At 42.4% G+C, this 23,291-nt stretch carries 23 protein-coding genes; 9 read left to right on the plus strand and 14 right to left on the minus strand.

Going from position 1 to position 23,291, the window contains the following annotated elements:
* Positions 1-37 precede the first annotated feature (37 nt).
* The 6 genes from ispH to murJ all read right to left on the minus strand — a co-directional run bounded on the left by ispH (position 38) and on the right by murJ (position 7,639).
* Positions 38-982: a 4-hydroxy-3-methylbut-2-enyl diphosphate reductase gene (ispH, locus tag ACJAZP_RS10440; RefSeq protein ID WP_415230679.1), complete on the minus strand. Its 945-nt coding sequence runs from the start codon at positions 980-982 to the stop codon at positions 38-40.
* Positions 983-1,048: 66 nt separating this feature from the next.
* A complete protein-coding gene (gene fkpB, locus ACJAZP_RS10445; RefSeq protein ID WP_415230680.1) occupies positions 1,049-1,498 on the minus strand; it encodes an FKBP-type peptidyl-prolyl cis-trans isomerase in 450 nt (149 codons plus the stop codon).
* Positions 1,491-2,012, minus strand: a complete 522-nt coding sequence (gene lspA / locus ACJAZP_RS10450; protein WP_415230681.1) for a signal peptidase II — start codon at positions 2,010-2,012, stop codon at positions 1,491-1,493. The genes fkpB and lspA overlap by 8 nt, the downstream gene beginning before the upstream one ends.
* 105 nt (positions 2,013-2,117) lie before the next feature.
* Positions 2,118-4,952 (minus strand): isoleucine--tRNA ligase, encoded by a 2,835-nt coding sequence (gene ileS / locus ACJAZP_RS10455; protein ID WP_415230682.1) that lies wholly within the window; start codon positions 4,950-4,952, stop codon positions 2,118-2,120.
* 113 nt (positions 4,953-5,065) lie between these two features.
* Positions 5,066-5,998 carry a bifunctional riboflavin kinase/FAD synthetase gene (gene ribF / locus ACJAZP_RS10460; RefSeq protein ID WP_415230683.1) on the minus strand — a complete coding sequence of 311 codons (933 nt, stop codon included), beginning with the start codon at positions 5,996-5,998 and terminating at the stop codon, positions 5,066-5,068.
* Between the two features lie 75 nt (positions 5,999-6,073).
* The gene (murJ, locus tag ACJAZP_RS10465) at positions 6,074-7,639 is read right to left on the minus strand and encodes a murein biosynthesis integral membrane protein MurJ (protein WP_415230684.1); all 1,566 of its coding nucleotides are present in this window, start codon (positions 7,637-7,639) and stop codon (positions 6,074-6,076) included.
* A gap of 314 nt (positions 7,640-7,953) precedes the next feature.
* Between murJ and rpsT the strand changes: the two genes are divergently transcribed.
* On the plus strand, positions 7,954-8,214 hold the full coding sequence (gene rpsT, locus ACJAZP_RS10470) for a 30S ribosomal protein S20 (protein WP_415230685.1): 261 nt from the start codon (positions 7,954-7,956) through the stop codon (positions 8,212-8,214).
* Positions 8,215-8,464: 250 nt separating this feature from the next.
* Here rpsT and ACJAZP_RS10475 read toward each other — a convergent pair whose 3' ends face one another.
* From ACJAZP_RS10475 to epmA, 4 genes are all read right to left on the minus strand, one after another.
* Positions 8,465-9,916: an FAD-dependent oxidoreductase gene (locus ACJAZP_RS10475; RefSeq protein WP_415230686.1), complete on the minus strand. Its 1,452-nt coding sequence runs from the start codon at positions 9,914-9,916 to the stop codon at positions 8,465-8,467.
* 323 nt (positions 9,917-10,239) lie between these two features.
* Positions 10,240-10,500 carry a DUF4404 family protein gene (locus ACJAZP_RS10480; RefSeq protein WP_415230687.1) on the minus strand — a complete coding sequence of 87 codons (261 nt, stop codon included), beginning with the start codon at positions 10,498-10,500 and terminating at the stop codon, positions 10,240-10,242.
* 122 nt (positions 10,501-10,622) lie between these two features.
* Positions 10,623-10,841: a hypothetical protein gene (locus tag ACJAZP_RS10485; RefSeq protein WP_415230688.1), complete on the minus strand. Its 219-nt coding sequence runs from the start codon at positions 10,839-10,841 to the stop codon at positions 10,623-10,625.
* Position 10,842: 1 nt separating this feature from the next.
* Positions 10,843-11,823: an elongation factor P--(R)-beta-lysine ligase gene (epmA, locus tag ACJAZP_RS10490; RefSeq protein ID WP_415230689.1), complete on the minus strand. Its 981-nt coding sequence runs from the start codon at positions 11,821-11,823 to the stop codon at positions 10,843-10,845.
* Between the two features lie 270 nt (positions 11,824-12,093).
* Between epmA and frdA the strand changes: the two genes are divergently transcribed.
* From frdA to frdD, 4 genes are all read left to right on the plus strand, one after another.
* Entirely contained in the window at positions 12,094-13,905 is a 1,812-nt protein-coding gene (gene frdA / locus ACJAZP_RS10495; RefSeq protein ID WP_415230690.1) for a fumarate reductase (quinol) flavoprotein subunit, read from the plus strand.
* Positions 13,905-14,642 carry a succinate dehydrogenase/fumarate reductase iron-sulfur subunit gene (locus ACJAZP_RS10500; protein WP_415230691.1) on the plus strand — a complete coding sequence of 246 codons (738 nt, stop codon included), beginning with the start codon at positions 13,905-13,907 and terminating at the stop codon, positions 14,640-14,642. Before frdA ends, ACJAZP_RS10500 begins: the two co-directional genes overlap by 1 nt.
* A 63-nt stretch (positions 14,643-14,705) precedes the next feature.
* Positions 14,706-15,095: a fumarate reductase subunit C gene (locus ACJAZP_RS10505; protein WP_415230692.1), complete on the plus strand. Its 390-nt coding sequence runs from the start codon at positions 14,706-14,708 to the stop codon at positions 15,093-15,095.
* A gap of 11 nt (positions 15,096-15,106) precedes the next feature.
* A complete protein-coding gene (gene frdD, locus ACJAZP_RS10510; RefSeq protein ID WP_415230693.1) occupies positions 15,107-15,484 on the plus strand; it encodes a fumarate reductase subunit FrdD in 378 nt (125 codons plus the stop codon).
* Positions 15,485-15,564: 80 nt separating this feature from the next.
* Here the strand turns inward: frdD and efp are convergent, their stop codons facing one another.
* On the minus strand, positions 15,565-16,134 hold the full coding sequence (gene efp, locus ACJAZP_RS10515; protein ID WP_415230726.1) for an elongation factor P: 570 nt from the start codon (positions 16,132-16,134) through the stop codon (positions 15,565-15,567).
* Positions 16,135-16,165: 31 nt separating this feature from the next.
* On the opposite strand from efp, the gene epmB reads away from it, so the two are divergent.
* Complete coding sequence (gene epmB / locus ACJAZP_RS10520; RefSeq protein WP_415230694.1) at positions 16,166-17,179, plus strand: EF-P beta-lysylation protein EpmB; 1,014 nt, start codon at positions 16,166-16,168, stop codon at positions 17,177-17,179.
* Between the two features lie 193 nt (positions 17,180-17,372).
* A complete protein-coding gene (locus ACJAZP_RS10525; RefSeq protein ID WP_415230695.1) occupies positions 17,373-17,693 on the plus strand; it encodes a hypothetical protein in 321 nt (106 codons plus the stop codon).
* Between the two features lie 67 nt (positions 17,694-17,760).
* Here ACJAZP_RS10525 and dcuC read toward each other — a convergent pair whose 3' ends face one another.
* Positions 17,761-19,128: an anaerobic C4-dicarboxylate transporter DcuC gene (dcuC, locus tag ACJAZP_RS10530; protein WP_415230696.1), complete on the minus strand. Its 1,368-nt coding sequence runs from the start codon at positions 19,126-19,128 to the stop codon at positions 17,761-17,763.
* Positions 19,129-19,871: 743 nt separating this feature from the next.
* Here dcuC and ACJAZP_RS10535 point away from each other — a divergent pair.
* Both ACJAZP_RS10535 and ACJAZP_RS10540 read left to right on the plus strand, forming a co-directional pair.
* Complete coding sequence (locus ACJAZP_RS10535; protein WP_415230697.1) at positions 19,872-20,342, plus strand: RT0821/Lpp0805 family surface protein; 471 nt, start codon at positions 19,872-19,874, stop codon at positions 20,340-20,342.
* A gap of 264 nt (positions 20,343-20,606) precedes the next feature.
* The gene (locus ACJAZP_RS10540) at positions 20,607-21,239 is read left to right on the plus strand and encodes a DUF502 domain-containing protein (protein WP_415230698.1); all 633 of its coding nucleotides are present in this window, start codon (positions 20,607-20,609) and stop codon (positions 21,237-21,239) included.
* A 58-nt stretch (positions 21,240-21,297) separates the two neighbouring features.
* Here ACJAZP_RS10540 and ACJAZP_RS10545 read toward each other — a convergent pair whose 3' ends face one another.
* Both ACJAZP_RS10545 and trmB read right to left on the minus strand, forming a co-directional pair.
* Positions 21,298-21,723, minus strand: coding sequence for a hypothetical protein (locus ACJAZP_RS10545; protein WP_415230699.1), 426 nt, complete (start codon positions 21,721-21,723; stop codon positions 21,298-21,300).
* An 827-nt stretch (positions 21,724-22,550) separates the two neighbouring features.
* Positions 22,551-23,282 carry a tRNA (guanosine(46)-N7)-methyltransferase TrmB gene (gene trmB / locus ACJAZP_RS10550; protein ID WP_415230700.1) on the minus strand — a complete coding sequence of 244 codons (732 nt, stop codon included), beginning with the start codon at positions 23,280-23,282 and terminating at the stop codon, positions 22,551-22,553.
* Between the last annotated feature and the right edge of the window lie 9 nt (positions 23,283-23,291).

Raw genomic sequence — 23,291 nt, forward strand, 5'->3', positions numbered from 1 at the left:
TGTATTTTTAAATGCATTTCACTCTAAAAGATAAAAATCAGTCGATCTGCTTAATGCGCAGTTCAGCCGGTACTTCAAAAATGATACTTTCTTCAACACCCTGATTTTCAGTCACTACAGTGCCGCCCAATTTTTTGAGTTTATCTATCACCGCCTGCACCAGCACTTCGGGTGCAGAGGCCCCTGCAGTAACACCAACCACTTTTACATTTTCAAGCCACTCAGGCTTAATATCTCTTTCATTGTCAATCAGGTAAGCATTCACGCCGACACAACTTGCTTTTTCCTGCAAACGATTTGAATTTGAAGAATTGGTCGAGCCAACCACTAAAACAAGGTCGCTTTTTTCGGCAAGGATTTTAACCGCATCCTGGCGATTTTGTGTTGCATAGCAGATATCGTCTTTGCGCGGCCCTTCAATGCTCGGGAACTGCTCGCGCAGAGCCGTAATAATATTTGCGGTATCATCTACGGAAAGGGTCGTTTGTGAACTGAAACAAAGACTGTTGGGGTTTTTAACCTGTAAGGTTTTGACATCTTCAGGCGATTCAACTAAATAAATCCCACCCTGCGGATTATCATATTGCCCCATAGTGCCAACTACCTCGGGGTGGCCCTGATGACCGATCAAAATACATTCCTGCCCGCGACGACTGGCACGCGTCACTTCCATATGTACTTTAGTCACTAACGGACAAGTTGCATCAAAGATTTTAAGATCGCGGCGTTTGGCTTCTGCGCGCACCGATTGTGCTACACCATGGGCACTGAAAATAACGATACTGTTCTCGGGGACTTCATCTAACTCTTCAACAAATACCGCGCCACGGGACTTTAAATCATCTACAACATACTGGTTATGCACGACTTCATGACGCACATAAATGGGGGGAGTAAAAATCTCCAGGGCACGATCAACAATTGAAATAGCACGATGAACACCGGCACAAAAACCACGCGGATTCGCTAAAATAATTTCCATAAATAACCTTTATTTAAGAAGCAGGAAGCTATCAGCAGTGGCTGCCAGCTCGAAGCTCGAAGCTAATTAGTTTAAAACTTCTAATACATCCACTTCAAAGGTGACCGTTTGACCTGCCAGAGGATGGTTGAAATCAACGGTCACACTGTCTGCGACAATCTCGCGAATAATACCGGGAATTTCCTCACCATTTGGCTGCGTAAAGCTAATAATGGTGCCTATTTCTGCCGGCACATCACTGCTGAATTTACTTAATTCAAGGTGATGGATATTATCCGGATTAGGCAAACCAAATGCCGACTCGGGCGCCAGAGTAAAGGTTTCCGATTGTCCGACCTGCAAACCAAGCAGACACTCTTCAAAACCAGGCGTTAAACTGCCGTCTCCCATTACAAACTTTGCCGGTTTATTGGAGACTTTAGTACTGTCAACAGCAGATCCATCGGATAAACGAATCGAAAAATGCATCAGAACTTCACTTTTATCTACAATCGACAGATTCTTAACTTCAGACATTTTTATTTCCCTTTGGTTGGTTAATTGGTTTTTCCTGTTTAGCAAAAAAAGACTCAAAAATCATCATCGCAGCACCAATAAAAATAGCAATATCTGCAACGTTAAAGGTCGGCCAGCGATAAAAACCTAAATCAAAATCTAAAAAGTCGACAACATAACCAAACATCACACGATCCATTACATTGCCAAGCGCACCCGCTAAAATCAACGCATAAGCACAGTTAATCCAACGATCGGCCGAAGAGTTTTTCTTTAATAAGTAAACTAAATAGCTGGAAACGACGATCGCAATTGCCGTAAACAGGTATCTTTGCCACCCGCCCGCGTCACCTAAAAAGCTAAAGGCTGCACCGTAATTTCTTGCGTGGGTAAAATTGAAGAATGAAAAGATCCTATAAGATTCATATAGATCTAATGACTGTATTGTCCAATACTTAGTCACCTGGTCAAGCACGACCATTATTACGGCAAGCCATAACCAGCGCAAACCTGATTTTTCTATTATTTCTGCCATTTTAAATCCCAATTAAAAACGCCTTAAAATATTAAGGCGTTGATACCCAAACCACTTGAAGATACAGATTCAAATAGTGTGGGTTTATGTTAGATAATACAATTATTACGCAAATTTACGGTCTTCACCCTGCCCGTCAATATTGGTCACGCAGCGGCCACATAGTTCAGGATGCTGTTCATTTTGACCAATCTCTTCACGGTGATGCCAGCAACGCTCACACTTCGGCGCCGCACTCTTAACTACGCTGACCAATAAACCGCTCAGTTCAGTTTGAAGAGCTGACTGCGGTGCATTCGCCAAAGGTTTAACCTCTGCTTGGGAAGTGATCAGAACAAAACGTAATTCATCTTCCAGGGTTGTCAATAAAGTCGCTATTTCATCGCAAGCATAAAGGGTGACTTCGGCTTCCAAACCACCACCGATAACATTTTCTTTACGGGCGATTTCTAAGGCTTTATTAACCTCGGCACGGACTAAAATCAACTGCGACCATGCGGATTCGCTGAGGGCTTCATTATCAGACAAACCAAACAAACCATCGTACCAAACTGTGGTGAAGACAAATTCATCACGTGCGCCCGGCAGACGTCCCCAAATTTCATCGGCGGTAAAGCTTAGAATGGGTGCCATTAAACGTACCAACGCTTCGGCAACATGGAACAGAGCAGTTTGACAACTGCGATGTGCATTACTGTCCGCTTTAGCGGTGTACTGACGATCTTTAATAATATCCAGGTAGAAGCTGCCTAATTCGATAGAGCAGAAATGGGTCAACTTTTGGTAAACCACATGCAGGCTATAACTGTCGTAGGCTTCAATAACTTCATTTTGTAATATTAAGGTTTGCGCTACAATCCAGCGATCCAGCGCAACCATCTCTTCGTTAGGCACTAGATCAGTGCTTGGTTCAAAACCGTTTAAGTTAGCCAGTAAAAAGCGTGAAGTATTACGAATACGGCGGTAGCTGTCTGCACTGCGATTAAGTATTTCATCGGAAACCGTCATCTCGCCGGTGTAATCCGTTGAAGCTACCCATAAACGCAGAATATCCGCGCCAAGATTGTTCATCACGGTTTGTGGAGACATGACATTACCGAGGGACTTAGACATTTTTTTGCCCTTGCCGTCAACCACAAAACCGTGGGTTAATACTTCTTTGTATGGGGCTTTATTATTAATCGCCATACCGGTCATTAACGACGACTGGAACCAGCCACGGTGTTGATCTGAACCTTCAAGATAGAGATCCGCTTGTGCTTGTTCGCCGGACGCTAACGTGTATTCTTCTCGTTTTGCAACAACCGAAGCATGGGTTGTACCTGAATCGAACCACACGTCTAGCGTATCGGTTACTTTACGGTATTCTTCAGCTTCAAACCCTAACAGGGTTTCCGGCTCTAAATCCCACCAGGCCTGAATACCCTCTTTTTCAATTTTGCGCGCAATCAGTTCCATCATTTCAACACTGTTAGGGTGCAGTTCATCTGTTTCTTTATTGACAAACAAAGTAATAGGAACTCCCCAGGTACGTTGACGAGAGATACACCAGTCAGGACGGTTCTCGACCATTTTTTCGATCCGTTGCTGACCCCAACTTGGAATCCATTTTACATCTTTGATCTCGGCCAGTGCATCCGCGCGTAAACCTTTTTGATCCATGGCGATAAACCATTGTGGCGTAGCACGAAAAATAATCGGGGTTTTATGTCTCCAGCAATGCGGGTAACTGTGATTCAATTTGATAAAGCACAGTAATGCGTTTCTTTCTTCTAAGACTTCAAGCACCCGGTCGTTAGCTTTAAAGACGTGTAAACCTGCAAAAAATTCGGTATCTTCGCGGAAAACACCATTATCGGCAACCGGGTTAGCAACCTCTAAACCGTAACGCAAACCGACAGCGTAATCGTCCTGACCATGCCCTGGCGCGGTATGTACACAACCGGTACCCGCATCTACAGTGACGTAGTCGGCAAGAATAGCCGGTACCTGCAAATCTAAGAAGGGATGGTTAAATAATTGCTTCTCTAAATCGCCCCCTTTACAGATAGCCAAAGTGCTAAAATCTTCATTACCATAACGTTTCAGACAATCGGCCACTAGATCCGTGGCTATAATTAAACGTCGTTCTCCAGCTTGTACTAATGAGTATTCTACTTTTTCAGCTAATGCAATGGCGCGGTTAGCCGGCAGTGTCCAGGGAGTGGTTGTCCAGATCACGGCATATACATCACCTGTTCCGAGATTATCCGTCACCGCGCTAAAGCAGTTTAAAACTTGATCGTTATCAACCGCGCTAAAAGCGACATCAATGGCTGGCGATAGTTTATCTTCATATTCAACTTCGGCCTCAGCTAATGCACTGCCGCAGTCTGTACACCAATGCACAGGTTTAGAGCCTTTATGAAGGTGGTCATTTTTAATGACTTGCGCGAGCGCGCGAACGATGTTGGCTTCGGTGCCAAAATCCATCGTAAGGTAGGGTTTCTCCCACTCGCCTAACACACCCAAACGTTTAAAATCTTTACGCTGGCCGTCAACTTGACGCGCTGCATATTCACGACATTTTTTACGAAATTCAGCGGCTGTGATTTTTTTACCGGGTTTGCCAACTTTTTGCTCAACTTTCAGCTCAATAGGCAGACCATGACAATCCCAACCTGGAATATAGGGCGCATCAAAATCAGATAATGTTTTTGATTTAATAATAATGTCTTTAAGGATTTTATTAACCGAGTGACCGATATGAATATCACCATTTGCATAGGGAGGACCATCATGCAGAATAAATGTTTTTTTACCTTTTTTAGCCGCACGGATCTTGCCGTAAAGGTCGTTGCTGTACCAATTTTTCAACATATTAGGTTCACGATTAGCAAGATTTGCACGCATCGGGAAACCAGTTTTTGGTAGGTTTAATGTACTTTTATAATCACTCATTGCTTTTTTATTCCATCTGACATTACGTTGGGATTTATACCCAAGCTACTTTAACATTAATTTTCAAAGTCATGTACGACTAACGGATTCCTGCATCTTCAAGTAGTTTGTGGCTATTTATTGAGCAAGTGCCATTGTTTGGCCTGCTTGATGTCTTTGTCTATCTGAATTTTTAATTCTGCGAATGAATCAAAGCGCACTTCATCGCGTATTTTTTCTTCTAACACTACTTCTAATTGTAAACCGTATAAGTTCGCATCAAAGTTAAATATATGCACTTCTAACTGCTGGCGGACACCCTGCACGGTCGGACGCTGGCCAATATTAGCTACCCCCTGATAAACCTGATTGTCAATGCCCAACACTGATACCACAAAAACACCAGAAACGGGTGAGACTCGACGTTTTAACAACAGGTTAGCAGTGGGTACACCAATAGTACGCCCTAACTTTTGCCCATGAGCCACTCTACCGGTGATACTGTATTTTCGGCCCAGCATTAGCGCAGCTTCTTGCATCTGGCCGTCAGCCAAAGCAGCGCGAATACGACTGCTGCTGATACGATGTTTTTTTTGGGTCAGACTGTGAGTATCCACAACCTCAAAACCATGCTTTTTACCGGCTTTTTTTAATAACTCAAAGTCGCCTTGACGCTGATAACCAAAATGAAAATCATCACCAATCACCAAAAACTTCACGCCGAGTTTTTTTATCAACAGCTCTTCGATAAATGCCTGCGCACTTAAATTAGCGAACTGATGGGTAAATGAAACGCATAAAAGGCGATCTAACCCAAGTTTATCAAGTTGTATAAACTTATCGCGTAAACGGCTTAATCGGGCAGGTGCATTATCTCCGGAAAACAGTTCAGCAGGTTGCGGTTCAAAGGTTAAGACAGTTGCCGGTACCTGCAGGCGCTTCGCCTCAAATAATAATCGGGAAAGCACCGCCTTATGGCCTAAATGTATCCCGTCAAAATTGCCAATACTCAAAACACATCCCTGATGTGATGCTTTGATATTGTGAATGCCGCGTAATAATTCCATTTTATTTTACTTAATAAGAGGCGCTAAAATATAAATAGAGTGGATTATATATGAAGCCGCGCAACTAATCAGCCCTCATTTAGGCATTCTTATGTGAAAATGCCTGAAGCGTAATCCGGTCAATGCTAAGGCAAACAGATACACCAGAGCACCCGCTGCGATTAGAGCAAACAGTTTTATTGCCGCTTCAATCCACGACAATTGACTCCACTCCTGTAATGATGGATTGAAAACCACTAAACCTGCGGCCATCACCAGCCCCGCAATCATAATACGCAGCAATACCGACACACTGTCTTTTTGTCTTTGATAAACACCTTTTTTGTATAAACCATACCATAACAAACTTGCATTTAAGGTCGCTGAGATTGAGGTGGCAATGGCAAGACCGACATAACCGTAGGGGATAGCAAAAATTATATTTAAAACCATATTGCTGACCATGGCAATCACGCCGTATTTTACCGGGGTTCTTGTATCCTGGCGGGCGTAGTATCCGGGTGCTAATATTTTCACCATCATAAAGCTCAATAATCCACTGCCATAAGCGCATAAACTCATGGAGGCCATCACCACATCATTACTGGCAAATTCACCGCGCATAAATAAAACCCGCAGCATAGGCTCCGCCAGTACAATCAAACCTAACATCGCGGGAAAACCCAAGATGCAGATCATACGTATGCCCCAGTCCAGCGTTTTCGCAAAATACTCTTTGGACAGGGTAACGTGAGATGAAGACAGACTCGGTAAAATAACCGTTGCGATGGCGATCCCAAATAACCCTAATGGAAATTCCAGCAAACGATCCGAGTAATATAACCAACTGATCGAACCCGTTTGCAGAAAGCTGGCAATAAAAGTATCAAGTAATAGATTAATTTGGCTAACGGATACTCCAAACAGTGCGGGGATCATCAATACCCTGATTTTTACAACCCCGGGATGATGCCAATTCCAGGTGGGTTTAACCAATAATTTTTGTTTATGTAGAAAAGGGATCTGGAAAAAAAACTGTACCGCCCCACCAATAAACACGCCCATTGCCAAGCCTATTTCGGGTTGCTGCAGATGCGGGGAGACAAAAAGTGCACAACCGATAATTGCCACATTTAAAAATACCGGCGTAAAAGCAGCGACAGCAAATTTACCCAGAGTATTTAAAATGGCTCCGGATAATGCAGTGAAGGTAATAAACCATAAATAGGGAAAGGTAATTTTTAACATGAAAGAAGCAAGTTCAAATTTTTGCCCGTCCGGACCGCCGTGCCACCAGTCTAAAAACCAACCGAAGCCGAATAATGCGGTAATAACGGAAGAGCCGAGCACCCCGAAAATCGTAATAATAGTAACAATAGTGCCCAGAGTGCCGGAGACAGCGGCAATTAATTTTTTAACTTCATCAAAAGAATGTTTTTTTTCGTATTCTGTCAAGACCGGTACAAATGCCTGCGCAAAGGCACCTTCAGCAAATAAACGACGTAAAAAATTAGGGATTTTATTGGCAAAGAAAAACACATCGGCGGCAGCTCCGGCGCCCATCAAGTTGGCAATAACAACATCTCTCAGCAGACCTAAAATTCTAGAAATTAATGTCATCGAGCTTACGATCAAACCTGATCTCAGTAATTTTTTACTCACAATATTTTTCCTACTAAAGGGAATTTAATTTTGTTCAACGTATTTGAAAAATGCACTCAATAAGTTAACCGAAGTTTGAATCGTCAGCATTCGTCAATCCCATCAGCCGCTGGAAATATCGTAACTGAAAGGCCTGCAGATTCTTGCATTGTCAAGCCGCTTGGGTATATAATGCGCGCAGTTTAACCATCTACTTGGTTTCTTACCAGTTTTTTAAGTGGTTAAAAAGAAATCATTTGACAATATACGTACGACAGGGCATATTCCACGACCTTTGATTATCCCTTGTTATACAGAATTTAGGAGTTTAGGTCTTGGCTAATATCAAGTCTGCTAAAAAACGCGCTTTACAATCCGAAAAAAGCCGTAAACATAATGCCAGTCGTCGTACAATGATGCGTACTTTCATTAAGAAAGTTGTTGTTGCTATCGAAGCTGCAGATAAAGAAGTTGCTACCGCTGAGTTTATAAAACTGCAATCAGTTTTAGATACCTATGCAACTAAAGGCTTAATTAACAAAAATACTGCTGCTCGTAAGAAAAGCCGTCTTTCTGTAAAAATCAAAGCACTATAATTCTTATTTAAGAAAATAGTCTTTAATTTTAAGCTTTAAAAAAACGACCTAGTGTCGTAAGGTCACCAGCTATATTCGGGGCGGACCACTATAAACAGGAAGGTTGATAGGCGTAATGCTTATTAACCTTTTTTTATGCCTGTAATAAAGTGGGACGTTGACGATTAAAAATTGAGCTTTTTATATCAGACCAATTCCACGTATCAAATACCTCATTTACGCATCAAAGCAGAGCATTGATTACAGTCACTCATTTTCTCTTTAGACACCGCCCTCTCGGCTCATTGCCCTCATGGAGCACCACCTCTGAATGCAGAAATTGTGCAGCCTCGGCGGAATCCTTCACTTTGCTGGCACTGCGTGCCAACATTTCCGATTCAAACTCAGTTAACACACTTTCCCTTACGCCTGCCCTCCTCCATTGAGATAAGGGTCTGCATCCTTTTTTGATCCCTCGAGCCAGCGCTAGCGCATCCAATAACGCTTGATTCGCTCCTTGGCCTTTGAATGGACTCATCGGATGAGCCGCATCTCCGATCAGAGTCACTTTAGATCCTTTCGCCAACAATTCGGGCTCAATGGGGGCACGATCGTAGACCGGATAACCGGAAATCTGCTCTGTCAGCGTTGCCGCTAAAATCTGGGGAATAGGATTGTGCCACCGACATCGACGCAAGGCTTCCTGCTTAAGTGCTTGAGGCCCTTCTGCACTTAAGGCCTTGGCCGCTTTTTCTGACATTGGAAAACTCAGCTGCCACATCACCGAGTTTGATGTATAAGGCATCATATAGATACGCTCATTGCCATTGGCTGTCTGGAATACCGTGGCCGAGTCCAGCAAAGCACTATCACGAGCTTCGCTGTCTGCAATAGCCTGCAAAGGACAAATCCCCAGAATCACAATGCAACCTAAGTAACATAACGGGGAAGTCTCTTCACCAATCAATAACCTGCGCACCGAACTGCGAATACCATCCGCTCCCACCACAAGATCCGCATTGACGTGCTTTATCTGCCCCTCTACTTGAAAGCTTAAATCCACACCTTGACCCTGACATTCTTTAAAATCCAGCAACTGGTACCCCCACTGCACCGCATTCTCTCCACCTAGCTGCTGGAGCAGCGCTAAGCGCAACGACTGCCTCGCGATATGGATATTGGTGCGTTTCGATGAGGTTTTCTCATTGCGCGGCCCCAACTCCCTTATTCCCCATTCACCGATCACTTTTCCGTCGCTAGTATGAACCACATGCCTGGTTGACATCACACCTTCTTCTAAGGCCGCAATTCCCAATCCCTGAATCGCACGACTTGCTTGCTGCAGAGTCAGCCCATAACCCTGATTTCGTGTGTCGAATCCGCTATCGCGCTCAAAAAGAGTAAAGGGGATTTTGCGGTGTAAACAGGCGACGGCAAGGGCCACCCCGCCTATTCCACCGCCAATAATGGCAAGCTGCGGATAGTTTTCTTGATCGGCTAAAGGAGGCGTCACAGAATGAATCAACCCGGAACCTTTACAGTTCAAGCACGTATCAAGGTGACCCAGAGGACGAATTGGAGCGCTTCCCTGGCTGTTGTTTTTTTCAAATTGCTGCAATTCCCTCTGGTAGCGGAGTCTCACTTTTTTGCGCAGCCCCTTACTTTTATTGCCACGTCCCTGACATTCAGGACAAATAGTCCAGTTATCATCTTTATTTTTCACCTTTCCACCGCCTTTTATGTAACCCGCTATTACTCACCCTTTAATAGGAAAAATTTCAGCCGACAGGGCTGACGTAGAGGCAGATAGCCAAGTTGTGACTGCAACCTTTATTACTGTCTATTATCTTATAATAAAAGAAAATTTATAAAGATCTTACCGTGTTCAAATCATTAGCAAAGAGCTTAAGGGGTGCTCCACCGATTAGTTAATTTTTGGCACGCAATAAAATAAACTAGAACAATTAAAAAAACCGACTCGGGGTCGGTTTTTTGTGTCCATTTTTCAGGAAAAATACAAATCTACTCTCTTTAATCTAAGCGGGTTTATATTCCCATGCTAGAGAGTGCTGCAATCAGGTCTTTAATCACCTTACCGACAGCCGGATTGGTTTCTTCAAAAACGATCAGTTGCTCGGCAAGCTTTTTATCACGAATCGATTTTCTCGGATCACCTGATTTTATTGCTTCTTGAAGCTCATCACGTACCTGTCGTAATTCTCCGGCAGTACACTCATCAGCAATAAGATCCTCGTCTAAAATGGCCGATAATTTTTCAAACTCTGATTTAACTTTTTTAATAGGCATAAACACCTCTGAACAGTGAATGAATTAAAACCAAACCAATTAATTATACACCTCAGAGGTTTGGCTAAAATAAATAATATTAGGATCAATAACCAAGTATAGTCTTAAAATAAACAATGCGGTCAGCTTGATTTAAAAAAATGATCCAGACAACGTCCTAATAATAAAGAGATAATAACAAAAAAGACACTCAATAACATCAGGCCAATTTTAAACCACTGGTAATCTGCATAATGTTGCAAATATAAAGAGGAGAGATAAATAGCAAAAACCCAGTATAGGATACGAAATACGTATGCCCAGAATGGATAAACACGATCGGTTAACCATAATTTAGCCACATCAGGCTCCTTTAATTGTAAAACTGATGACATCATCAATGTGTGTTTTAGCGCAAGCCAGCATCACTAGGCGATCGATTCCCAGAGCAACACCCGCACAATCAGGTAAAGACGCCAGCGACGAGATAAAGTGCTCGTCAATCGGCATTTGCGCGAGTCCCTTTTGTGATCGTAAATAATTATCTGCTTGAAAGCGTTTTAACTGCTCTTGCCCGTCGCTTAATTCATGAAAACCATTCGCCAGCTCAATACCTTGAAAATAAACCTCAAAACGTTCTGCAACACGCTTATCTGCGTAACTAATTCTTGCCAGTGCAGCTTGAGAAGCTGGAAAGTTATAAATAAAACAGGGTTTGTGCTGCGCAATAACAGGTTCAATAGCGATACAAAATAATAGCTGCAGTACAGTATCCCGGTCAGGCTCTTCACTGAGCACGTCCCCAAGATTAAGCTTTTCTCCTGAACTCTTCAATTGCTTAAGACTCGCAGAGAGAGGATCAACCGCTAATACTTCTAAAAAAGCATTCTGGTAGGTACAACGGCGGGCAGGCTGCGATTTAAGAATAAATTGTAATAACTGATCCATTTCATCCATTAACCGGAAATGATCAAATCCAATCCGATACCATTCCAGCAAGGTAAATTCCGGATTATGGAAGCGTCCCGACTCTTCATTGCGAAAGACTTTACTTATTTGAAAAATACAACCACTGCCGGCAGACAAAAGACGTTTCATATGAAATTCAGGCGATGTTTGCAGATATAACGGGCAGCCCCGGTTATCCTGCTGTGATGAAGATATTTGCGGTCCGATAAAATGGGTTTTAAAACAAAACAGGTGGATATCCGTCACACCCGCCTGACTTAATGCCGGCGTCTCTACTTCTAATAATCCGCGGGTTATAAAAAAATGTCGAATAGCCTGTAATATTTTTGCACGTTGTTTTAATTCTTTGATCGAAGCACTTGGTTTCCAGCTCATCTTGATTCCTTTATCTCCGCGGATTGACCTTTTTACACCGCAACAGGTGATGGCATAAGCACCCTAGTTTACCTAAGTATAAAAAATTCGGTAATAAAAAATCATTGTCATTTTCCGACCTGATTTAGATCACTATTTATTGCTTATTTTCAAATAACCATGTTTATTTCACGGTATTTTATAAACTCACTGATAGAATCAAAGAATAATATCAATAACATGAATAAGATGAATAAGATGAATAATATAAACAACTAATGGAGTAGAAATGTGCAGATAATTAAAACAGATGTTGCCATTATTGGTGCCGGCGGTTCCGGTCTTCGAGCCGCGATTGAAATTGCAGAAAACCATCCAGAGCTCGATATTGCCTTAATATCCAAGGTTTATCCGATGCGTAGCCATACTGTTGCAGCTGAAGGCGGCGCGGCAGGTGTTGTCCAGGGTCATGATTCATTGGATAACCACTTCGATGATACTGTCTCGGGTGGTGACTGGTTATGCGAGCAGGATGTTGTTGAGTATTTTGTGGAGAATGCAGCCAAACAACTTACCCAACTTGAACATTGGGGCTGCCCATGGAGCCGCAAAGAGGATGGCTCTATTAATGTGCGCGCATTCGGTGGGATGAAAATAGAACGTACCTGGTTCGCTGCCGATAAAAGTGGCTTCCATATTCTCCACACGCTTTTTCAAACCTCACTCCAACACCCCAAAATCAGACGTTTTGATGAGCATTTTTGTCTGGATCTGGTTGTTGAAGATAATAAAATACAGGGTGTTGTGATCCTTGATATTGCCGAAGGTGAAGTCAAACTGATTCAAGCCAAATCGGTGATCATGGCAACCGGCGGCGCAGGTCGCGTATACAGCTACAATACCAATGGCGGCATTGTCACCGGCGACGGTATGTCCCTCGCTTATCGACATGGTGTTGCGCTGCGTGACATGGAGTTTGTACAGTATCATCCGACCGGTTTACCGGGCAGTGGTATTTTAATGACCGAAGGTTGTCGTGGTGAAGGGGGAATATTAGTCAATAAAAATGGTTACCGTTATCTGCAGGATTATGGCTTGGGGCCTGAAGTACCTATCGGACAGACTAAAAATAAACACATGGAACTTGGGCCGCGTGACAAACTCAGCCAATGTTTCTGGCAGGAACAGCAAAAGGGCAATGTCTTTAAAGGTGAACGCGGGGACTATATTCACATGGATCTTCGTCATCTGGGTGAAGAAAAAATTAATGATCGCCTGCCGTTTATTCGCGAACTGGCAAAAGCCTATGTCGGAGTGGATCCTGTTTATGAACCTATTCCAGTGCGCCCTACCGTGCACTATACAATGGGCGGTATCGAAACGGATGCTAAAACAGCAACCAGTCTGGCCGGATTATACGCAATAGGCGAATGTGCTTCTATTGGTTTGCACGGTGCTAACCGTTTGGGCTCCAATTCGTTGACCGAGCTTGCCGTATTTGGCCAGTTAGGAGGCCAGGAAGCCGCAAACTATGCCCACAATACGGAGCATCAGGATACGGCTCCATTAAAAAAACAAGCGGATGCTATTTTGGCCCGCACAGAAGCCTTATTACACAGCAAAGGCACTGAAAAGATGGCCGATATTCGTTTAGAAATGGGCGACTGCATGGAAGAAGGCGTTGGCATTTACCGCACCAAAGAATCAATGCAAAAAACCATTGATAAACTCGCAGAGCTTAAAGAACGTTATAAAAATATTCAAATCATTGATAAATCCAGTGTGTTTAATACCGAGTTTTTATATGCCGTGGAATTGGGATATTTACTCGACAGCGCCGAAGCAATGGCTCACAGTGCAATAAATCGCGAAGAGTCGCGTGGTTCACATCAACGTATTGACGGTTTTGATAAACGTGATGACCAAAACTACTTAAAACATTCGCTGGCATATTATCAAGCTGATAAAGCACCCAAAATTGAATATTCAGCCGTAACTATTACTAAAAGCCAACCCGCTGAACGTGTTTATGGTGAAGCATCGGACAAAGCACACGCTGCCGCTGAACAAGCAAAAGCAGACTCGGCACAGGAGCAGATTTAATGACCCCGTCAACTATTACAATAGATATACTGAGATACCGTCCTGAAATGGATGAAAAACCATTTACTCAATCTTTTGAAGTTCCTTACACTGCAGACTTATCTATTTTGGAAGCCTTGCAATATATTAAAGATCATCTGGACAGCACCGTTAGTTTCCGCTGGTCTTGCCGCATGGCGATTTGTGGCAGTTGCGGAATGATGGTGAACGGCGTTCCTAAATTAGGTTGTAAAGCATTTCTGCGCGATTATTTTCCTAAAAAAGTCACTTTAGCACCGCTGGCCAACTTCCCTATCGAACGTGATTTGGTGGTCGTAATGGATGACTTTATTAAAAAATTAGAGTCTGTTAAGCCCTACATCATTCCTGAAAAAGAAAAAAGTTTATCGGAAGGTCCTTATCAGCAAACACCGCTGCAGATGGAGAAATATAAACAGTTCTCAATGTGCATAAATTGCGGCCTTTGTTATGCGGCCTGCCCGCAATATGCCTTAGACAAGAAGTTTACCGGCCCTGCGGCCCTTGCATTACTGGCGCGATACAACCGTGATAGTCGTGATAATGGTGAAGCCGAGCGAATCAAAATAGTCAACCAGGAAGAAGGTGTTTGGGGTTGTACTTTTGTTGGTTATTGTTCGGTAGTTTGCCCTAAAGATGTTGATCCTGCTGCAGCAATTCAGCTTCTTAAAGTGGACAGCAGTAAAGATTATTTAATTGGTATGTTTAAACCTGATTAAACGGATAACTATGCGAACAAGCAACAGGATTGATAACAGCTTTAATTTATGGAGACTACAAAAATGAGTAAACGTAAACCTTATGAACGGCCACTGCCAACGGATTGGTGGCTGAAAAATGCATTTTATACAAAGTATATGATTCGCGAAGGTAGCAGTATTTTCATCACTATATACAGTCTAATATTAGCCTGGGGAGTGTTCCGTTTAAGTCAGGGTGAAGTCGCTTTTGACGCCTGGATGGCTGCATTGCACAATCCATTTTCAATTATTGTGCACCTTATCGCCTTAGCGTTGGCCCTGTATCATACTGTTACCTGGTTTTCGCTTGCACCTAAAGCGATGGCCTTATGGATCAAAGGAAAAAGATTACAAGACAAGGTTATTATTGTCGGTCATTATTGCGCATTAGTTGCAGTGGCTATTTTCTGCCTGGTCATTATTACCCTATAAGGAGAATGGAAATGTCTAATACTACAGAGAAAACCTATATACGTTCACATGAACCCATTTTCTGGGGATTGTTTGGTGCGGGCGGAATGCTTATCGCATTCATGACACCGGTGATGATTTTGATTACCGGTATCTTAATTCCAATGGGTTTAATGGACAGTGAGAATCTTAGTTATGAAAGAGTTCATCACTTTGCCACCAGCTGGTTCGGAGCAGCCATTGTATTAGTGTTGGTTGCTTTGCCTCTATGGCATACCCTGCATCGTATTTTCCACGGGCTGCATGATATCGGCATCAAGCGCGGCCGCGATTTGCAACAGGTTTTCTGTTACGGGTTTGCTTTTGCCGTCAGTGTGTTTGTGTTTACCCTGCTGCTGCAGATGTTCTAGTAATTTCTTACTCGAGAAAAAAAAACCAGCTGATTAGCTGGTTTTTTTATATTCAAATTACTTGAAGATATCAGAAAAGTTTATTTTTTCACCCGGCTAACGTATTCCGCGCTGCGAGTATCCACTTTTACCATATCACCAATCTGAATAAATAAAGGTACTCGAATAAGCGCGCCCGTTGCCAAGGTAGCAGGTTTACCCCCCGTACCGGCAGTATCACCTTTGAGTCCCGGATCTGTATCTGTCACTTCCAGCTCAACAAAGTTTGGTGGTGTTACCACAATAGGGCTATCGTTCCAGGTAGTGATGGTACACATATCCTGCTCAACCAACCATTTAGCCATATCACCGACCGCTTTTTCATCTGCGGCAATTTGCTCAAAAGTCTCATTATTCATAAAATGGTAAAACTCACCATCGTTGTAGAGATAGGCAAGATCAATATCCATTACATCTGCCGATTCAACTGACTCGCCAGATTTAAAGGTTTTTTCAATCACTTTACCGGATAAAAGTTTGCGCAGTTTGACACGATTAAAGGCCTGCCCTTTACCTGGTTTAACAAATTCATTATCGATAATTGTACAAGGCTCGTTATCGAGCATAAATTTTAGCCCGCCTTTGAATTCACTGGTATTATATGTTCCCATCATTACCTCACTATAAATTGATTTATAAAATATGCTGCAAATAATTACCACGGATAATACCCATGTGTTGCCGAGTTGGCAAAAAGAACTCGCTAATGCGGTCAAAAATCCACAACAACTATTACAATTATTGGATTTATCCCCAAAAAATGTACCGTTAAGCTTAAAAGCCCGTAAAAGCTTCCCGATGTTGGTACCGATGCCGTTTATTCAAAAAATGAAAAAAGGAGATATTAATGACCCTTTACTGCAGCAAGTGTTACCTATAACAGATGAAGAATTAGTCTCGGAAGGTTACAGTACCGATCCTTTAGAAGAGCATGATAGTGCCCTGCCCGGTTTATTACACAAGTACCAAAGCCGCGTATTACTGATTTTAAAATCAGGTTGTGCGGTTAATTGCCGTTACTGCTTTAGGCGGCATTTCCCTTATCAGGATAATAATATTAACAAAAAGCAGTTACAGGAAATTATCGCCTACATCAAAGCCCATCCCGAAGTGAATGAAGTCATATTAAGCGGCGGTGATCCATTAATGAGTAAAGATGATTTTTTACAATACTTGATCAATGAATTGGAGTTATTACCGCAACTGACCCGATTAAGACTGCATAGCCGTCTACCGGTTGTGATCCCGTCCAGAATCACTGACCAACTGTGTGATATGCTCAATAAAAGTCGGTTAAATGTGGTCTTCGTATTACATATCAACCATGCTAATGAAATCGATTCTGTATTTAAAAATGCGATGAATAAACTTAACCAAGCGGGTGTGCAATTATTAAATCAAAGTGTTCTGCTAAAAGGCATAAATGATAACAGCCAGACGCTGGTTGCCCTTAGCGAAGCACTTTTTGAAGCACATATACTGCCTTATTATCTGTTTTTATTAGATAAAGTGCAGGGCGCGCAACATTTTGATTTACCCGAGCAGCGGGCGATACAATTAGTCCAACAGATGAGCATTGCCTTACCGGGTTATTTAGTGCCCCGATTAAGTCGGGAAATTGCCGGTCAAAAGAGTAAAACACTAATAACCGCCTAAAATCAAAACAGGCGCTGCTAGCAGTTCAGGGTTAAAGGTTAAAGGTTAAGTTAAATAGTTTCAAACAGCATAACATTGCGCTTAACCCATAGCGCCCGTAACGATGATAGAATAGCTAAAACCAAGATGTGCGAATATTTAAGTGATCTGTTCAGGATCAGTTCGCTATAATCGCTTTAAAAAGGGCCAAACAATGAATAAAGAAAGTGTGATTAAAAAGCTACAAGAAAATATAAAAATCATTTACCACCGTGCCGTTGACGCAGATAAACAGCTGGAACAGCTACGTCAGCAAAAGAAAGCGGGATTTGCACAAATATTTACCAATGATAGCGCGTTTAAAAATCACTCCACAACCTTCTTGCCCTATGTTGAAGAGTTAGCTGCGGATCTGCAGGCTATTCAAACGGATAATAGCGAGCATTACAAAACATTAATTCCAGCAATAGTCGTTAAAATTGAACTTCTTTTTAAGACCCTTAAGGCTTTTAAAGACAATTTAAAAGGTGAATAAATAGCATTATAAAACAAACACCACTTTTGCTTAAAAAGTGGTGTTTAAAGTCAATAATGATTTTTATTTAAGCGTACATAGGCACAAGCAGTATAGTACCTATAACCACGGTGATTAAACCGCACAAGACTGGAACGGAAGTGCGTTTGACCACTTCAAAGGGGCTAATTTTAGCCATACCTGCTGTTGCTACGATAACCCCCGACACAGGTGAAATGGTCCGGCCCAGGTTTGATGCCTGCAGCATAGGAATAATAAGGTAAGCTGGACTGAGGCCTAATTTAGCAGCCAGAGTCGGTGCGAGTTCTACAAACGCATAAAACGGCGCGTTACCGGAACCCGTTGCGATTGCCGCGACAACTGTTATTAAAGTCAGCAGAATCATTAATGCGAAGCCGCCCGCGCCAGCCGATTCAGCCAGACCGATCAGGTTATCAATTGCGCCTATTGACATTAAACCCTGTGCAAACACACCAGCCCCGATCAACAGCATGACCACACCTTTAAAGGCGTCAGCCATACCAGCGTAACAAACTTCTAACCCCTCGAGCGTTTCTTTACCGTTAAAACGTCTGCTAATGTATTCAACAACGACGCCGATGAATATCGACAATACAACAATAGTGTAGATATCTAATTCAAGACCGGGAATTGTTTTACCGTTGAAAACAAAAACGCCGACAATCGGCAGGAACGGCAGAATAGAGTAGTAAGGTGGTGCCGTTATTTTTATATGAGAGACATCCAGTTTCTCCATTGGTGTATTTTCTTTTTTATCTAAATACTTATTCCAGAAGAAAGCAGCTGCCGCCATAACGACAATTGCACTGATTGATACCGGTAGTACTGTTTCCACTGAGAATACGTCCAGCGCTATACCTGATTTTTCAGCTGCGATAACAACGTCCCCCGATGTCGGAGAAAGAATAATAGCCGCCGGTGATGCGCATACGGCTACCGCTGCCGGGCGAGATATACCCATCGCGGTCATCATTGGAAATAAAGTTGCCATTAACAGTACACCAAGGCCCGTTGCAGAGCTTACTGCTAACGACATTAAGCAGGCAACGATATAAGCTGCGACCAATAATGCATAGGGTGATTTGATGAATGCTAACGGATGTGAAAATTGTTTGACCACGACATTGTTTGCACCGATATGCGTCATGTAGGTCGCAAAACCACATAACAGCATGATCTGCATACCTAAACCGCCGCCACGATACTGCAGCATATATTTCACAAATTCCAGCGTATCTAAAAATGAGCTTCCCGTGCTGGCTACATTTTCAGGTAAAACCGTGTGCCCCATAAAACCTGTGATGATTAACAAAAGCATACCTGCACTGAGCAGAACCCCTGCAGGTTTATACTCTTTAACGATCAAGTAACCGACCACTATTGTGACCACCAGGCCGATGAATAGCTCTAACATAAAAAAACCTTATTATTATTATTATTATTGGATTAGATTGGATTGCAGATGATGTTGATTTTTCTTTAATAAATCAATGAATTGCTCCTGTATTAGTTGATCTGAAATTAATTTTTCCCTATTAGTGTTGCAGGTATGCTTTTTCTGTTATTTTATCCATCAAATCACTCGCATAAATATTGTTTTTACCAAATAAAAAGTGGTGCTTATTTTAGTTACTATAGCGACCTGTAAATGCGAATAAAAAGATTACCAGCATAAAATTTTATCCCCCCTAAAAATCAATTTCTGACCAGAATCGTTACGCTAGTAGATCGGCTACAGTCATTTTATCGGCAAGGTCAGGAACAAAAATTCGATAGGCCAAAATAGGAATTATAATTGATACAGACAGTTGGCTAAACCTTGCCTCACAGAGAATCATCTTAATTATTTAGCTTTGCACTTAGCGATTGGGGTTCATAAAACAACAATTTTCTTCTTTCCCTCCAACCAAAAGATCAGTCTGTTTAACTGTTCAAAAAAACTTATTATGTTCTTAAACGCATAGCCAGTTTTAGCAAAGTGGATAAACAGTCTATTTTAAAGCCTTCCAGCAGCGCCTGAAACAAATAAAGGCAAAGGCTCAAACCTATGAGTGAAGCACCTTTATTCGTCCTATACTGTTAATAATATCCTGTATTTTTCAACCCAAACCATAGGCACTGAGAACAACTGAGAGAAGAAAAAAGAGGAGAAAAACCATGAAACAAGCTCAGGCATTATTAATGATTTTTGTGTTTTTACTGGTAGGTTGCACGCAGCCTATGGGGGCTAAGGAAAGCGCTGGCACCCTGCTTGGTGCGACCGCCGGAGCTGTATTGGGTTCCAATGTGGGTAAAGGAAAGGGAAATGTTGTGGCTATTGCTATCGGCACTCTGGCAGGAGCCCTGTTTGGTCAGGAAATTGGTCGCTCTCTGGACCGCGCCGATCGCATTGCCATGGGCCAGAATGCCCAGTACTCACTGGAGCAAACCCGCAGTCAGGAAACGACCCGTTGGAACAATCCTGATTCCGGCAATAGCGGTTCAATGACCCCGCTCCAGACCTATCAGCAGACAACGGGTCAATATTGCCGCGAGTATCGTCAGACAGTCTTTGTTGGCGGCAAAAAGCAGGAGGCATACGGCACAGCCTGCCGTCAACCGGATGGCAGCTGGATAATTAATAATTAACGATATATATATGGCGATTAAAGGTAATTGGCCATATACCCAAATCACCTGACGATACAGGCACCAGCATAGTCAAGTCGTTTGGGTATATAGCGCAAGCACTTTTGTGCTCTGCCTTGTATAACAGCAGATTTGTCAGTTGAGTTGCAATCTCTATTCGGCTGCATTTTTGTCGAAACACAACAACCGGCTTGTCTGTAAGCGCCCTCAAGCCTGAAAATATGCAAAGAATAGCTTTCCCCTTTTGGCACGGAGAACGTCATAATGTTGGCTTTTATCAGCAGAAATATTATTACCGGACTGGTGGCAATACTGCCTGTATTGTTAACGCTTTACCTGCTCTACTGGTTTGCCGTTTCCGCAGAATCACTGCTCGGTGGATTGATCCAGGCCCTGCTCCCCGATCACTGGTACTGGCCGGGGATGGGACTGGCTGCTGGTCTGCTGGTCGTGTTTATAACCGGTCTGTTGATGAATGCCTACCTGGTGCAACGTCTGTTCGCCAAGGGTGAGCAGCTCTTTTACCATACGCCCCTTATTAAATCGGTTTATCGGGCTATTCGTGACTTTTTTGACTATTTCTCGCCGACCACTAAAAAAGAGTTCCAGCAGGTAGTTGCAGTAACCATCGGAGATACTGATATGCAGGTCATAGGCTTTGTTACTCAGGCGGAACCTGCGAAGCTGCCGAAGGATTTTCGCGAAGATGACTGCATTATAGTCTACCTGCCACTGAGCTATATGATAGGCGGTTACGCGGTACTCATTCCGCGCAGCAGGGTGCGGCCGCTGGATATGAAAATAGAGGAAGCCATGCGCTTTACCCTGACTGCCGGCATCACCGGAACCCCACCTGCTGAGCAGAAAAAAAAGCAGCCCCATGCGAAACAAGAATAACTCTGTCATCCCGGGCCATTTGGCCTAGATCCGCAAGCGATAGCCTTAGTCGATTAGATTAATAATCATATTTCCGGTTGATTTTTCTCTGTGCAAAAATATAAGTTGAATTGTTTATTTCTCCAAGGGCAAACTTATCATCCAGAACAGACAACTCTTTTCCCTTTTTCATCTTAATATCATGTTTTGTTAGGTTATAGTTAATTGACATTGCACCATTGTATCCGTTAACTGGATCCCACAGCACAGAAAAAGGCCAAAGTATTAAGTTTGTTATTCCCATCCCGGGTCCTTGACTGTAAAAGGAACCAAAGCCAGGTAAAATCCCCAAAAAAGTTCCAAGCGTTGGATCTTTCTTTTTAATTAAAACCCCTTCATTCTCAAAAGCTGCGTATTCTCTTTTTTGCTTCGTATTTAATCCGGCGGCGCAACTCGATAGTACCAGAACAGCCGTAACCAATATGATTGGTTTTACAAACTTCATTACACTTCCTTTTGATTAATAATTTAAAGACTCTTACAGATCAACTTAATATGACTATGACCGTCTTATTTTTTAGTCGCATTGCTGTCCTTCGCCGCTTCAGACATCACAGCTAATACCTGCTTTTGTTAAGGGTGAATGGCACTCTTTAAAGAATATCGTGACTGTAGATGATTTCACTGCTTTTGTGCTTTTTGAATAAGCAAAAGTCGTAATAAACAGTATGACGTTTTGACTAAAAACACATCATCACTTTTTTTTAGGTTTAAAGTCATAGGGTTACCTAAATAATTCAGTTGTTATTATTTCGATAAGATAATGAAATGAGTAAAAAGTTCATTTTTTTATTAAAAGCAACTTAAATAAGCAAGCTAAAGAGGAAAATTTGGCGGGAAAAGTATTTTTTGATCTGCTGCAGCTTCTGTATAGCTTGAAAGTCATGTTCACCGAGAATCAGCGTGTTATGCAGAAGCAGCTGATCTTTCACATAGAAATCATTGAACATAGTTTCACAGTGAATCTTAAATTTGCGGTGTCTTGTGGCAACCCCACTAAAATATTCTAAACAATCTGATCATGCGATATTTTCTAACTCAAAGCAAAATCGATAATCAATCCTATTCCAAAACTCAAAAACTCAGGTAAATTGGATCACAAAAGCTAACAGCTAATGGATAATTGTCTGTATCTGTTTAGGTTTTTTATAGACTCAACCTTTAAAAAATAGTTTTTGTTTGGAATCAAAAAAGCGAACTATTTAAGTTCGCTTATGGTTATTCAGAGTTTCCAACTAGAATGACCGTGATCAAATCTATTAGTAGAAAGTGTTAACTAATACGCTCAAATAACAGATCCCACACACCATGACCGAGGTTATTACCACGATTTTCAAATTTGGTTAACGGACGCCATTCCGGACGTGGCGCATAATCACTTTCACTGGTATTTTTAAAATCTGCCGCGGCCTGCAATACTGCCAACATATGCTCTGCATAATTTTCCCAGTCAGTGGCCATATGAATCACACCGCCGATCGCAAGCTTACGACGCATGTTTTCAATAAACTCAGGTTGGACAATGCGACGCTTATGATGGCGAGATTTATGCCAGGGATCAGGAAAATAAAGCTGGAATACTGCCAAACTGTTATTCGGGATCATTTTATCCAAGACTTCAACCGCATCATGGTTCATCACGCGTAAATTAGTCACTCCCGCCTCTTCTGCATCTGCAAGGCAAGCACCAACACCGGGTCCATGTACTTCAATTCCGAGAAAGTTCTTTTCCGGTGCATTTTTTGCCATTTCAATTAATGACTTACCCATGCCAAAACCGATTTCTAATACAACCGGAGCATGACGCCCGAATAATTCATTAAAATCAATTAATTTATCCTGAAAATCAACACCTTTGGTAGCCCAAAGGTTTTCTATTGCGGTCTGCTGACGGCTGGTCATTCGCCCTTCACGTTTTACGAATGAACGAATTTTGCGCATATATTTGCGCTCTTCGACGGTTTCAGCATTTTCTTCGCTTGTCGAATGTTCTTGGTCAGTCATTTTTATACC

This window comes from Psychromonas sp. (assembly GCF_047632955.1).
Lineage (GTDB): Bacteria > Pseudomonadota > Gammaproteobacteria > Enterobacterales > Psychromonadaceae > Psychromonas.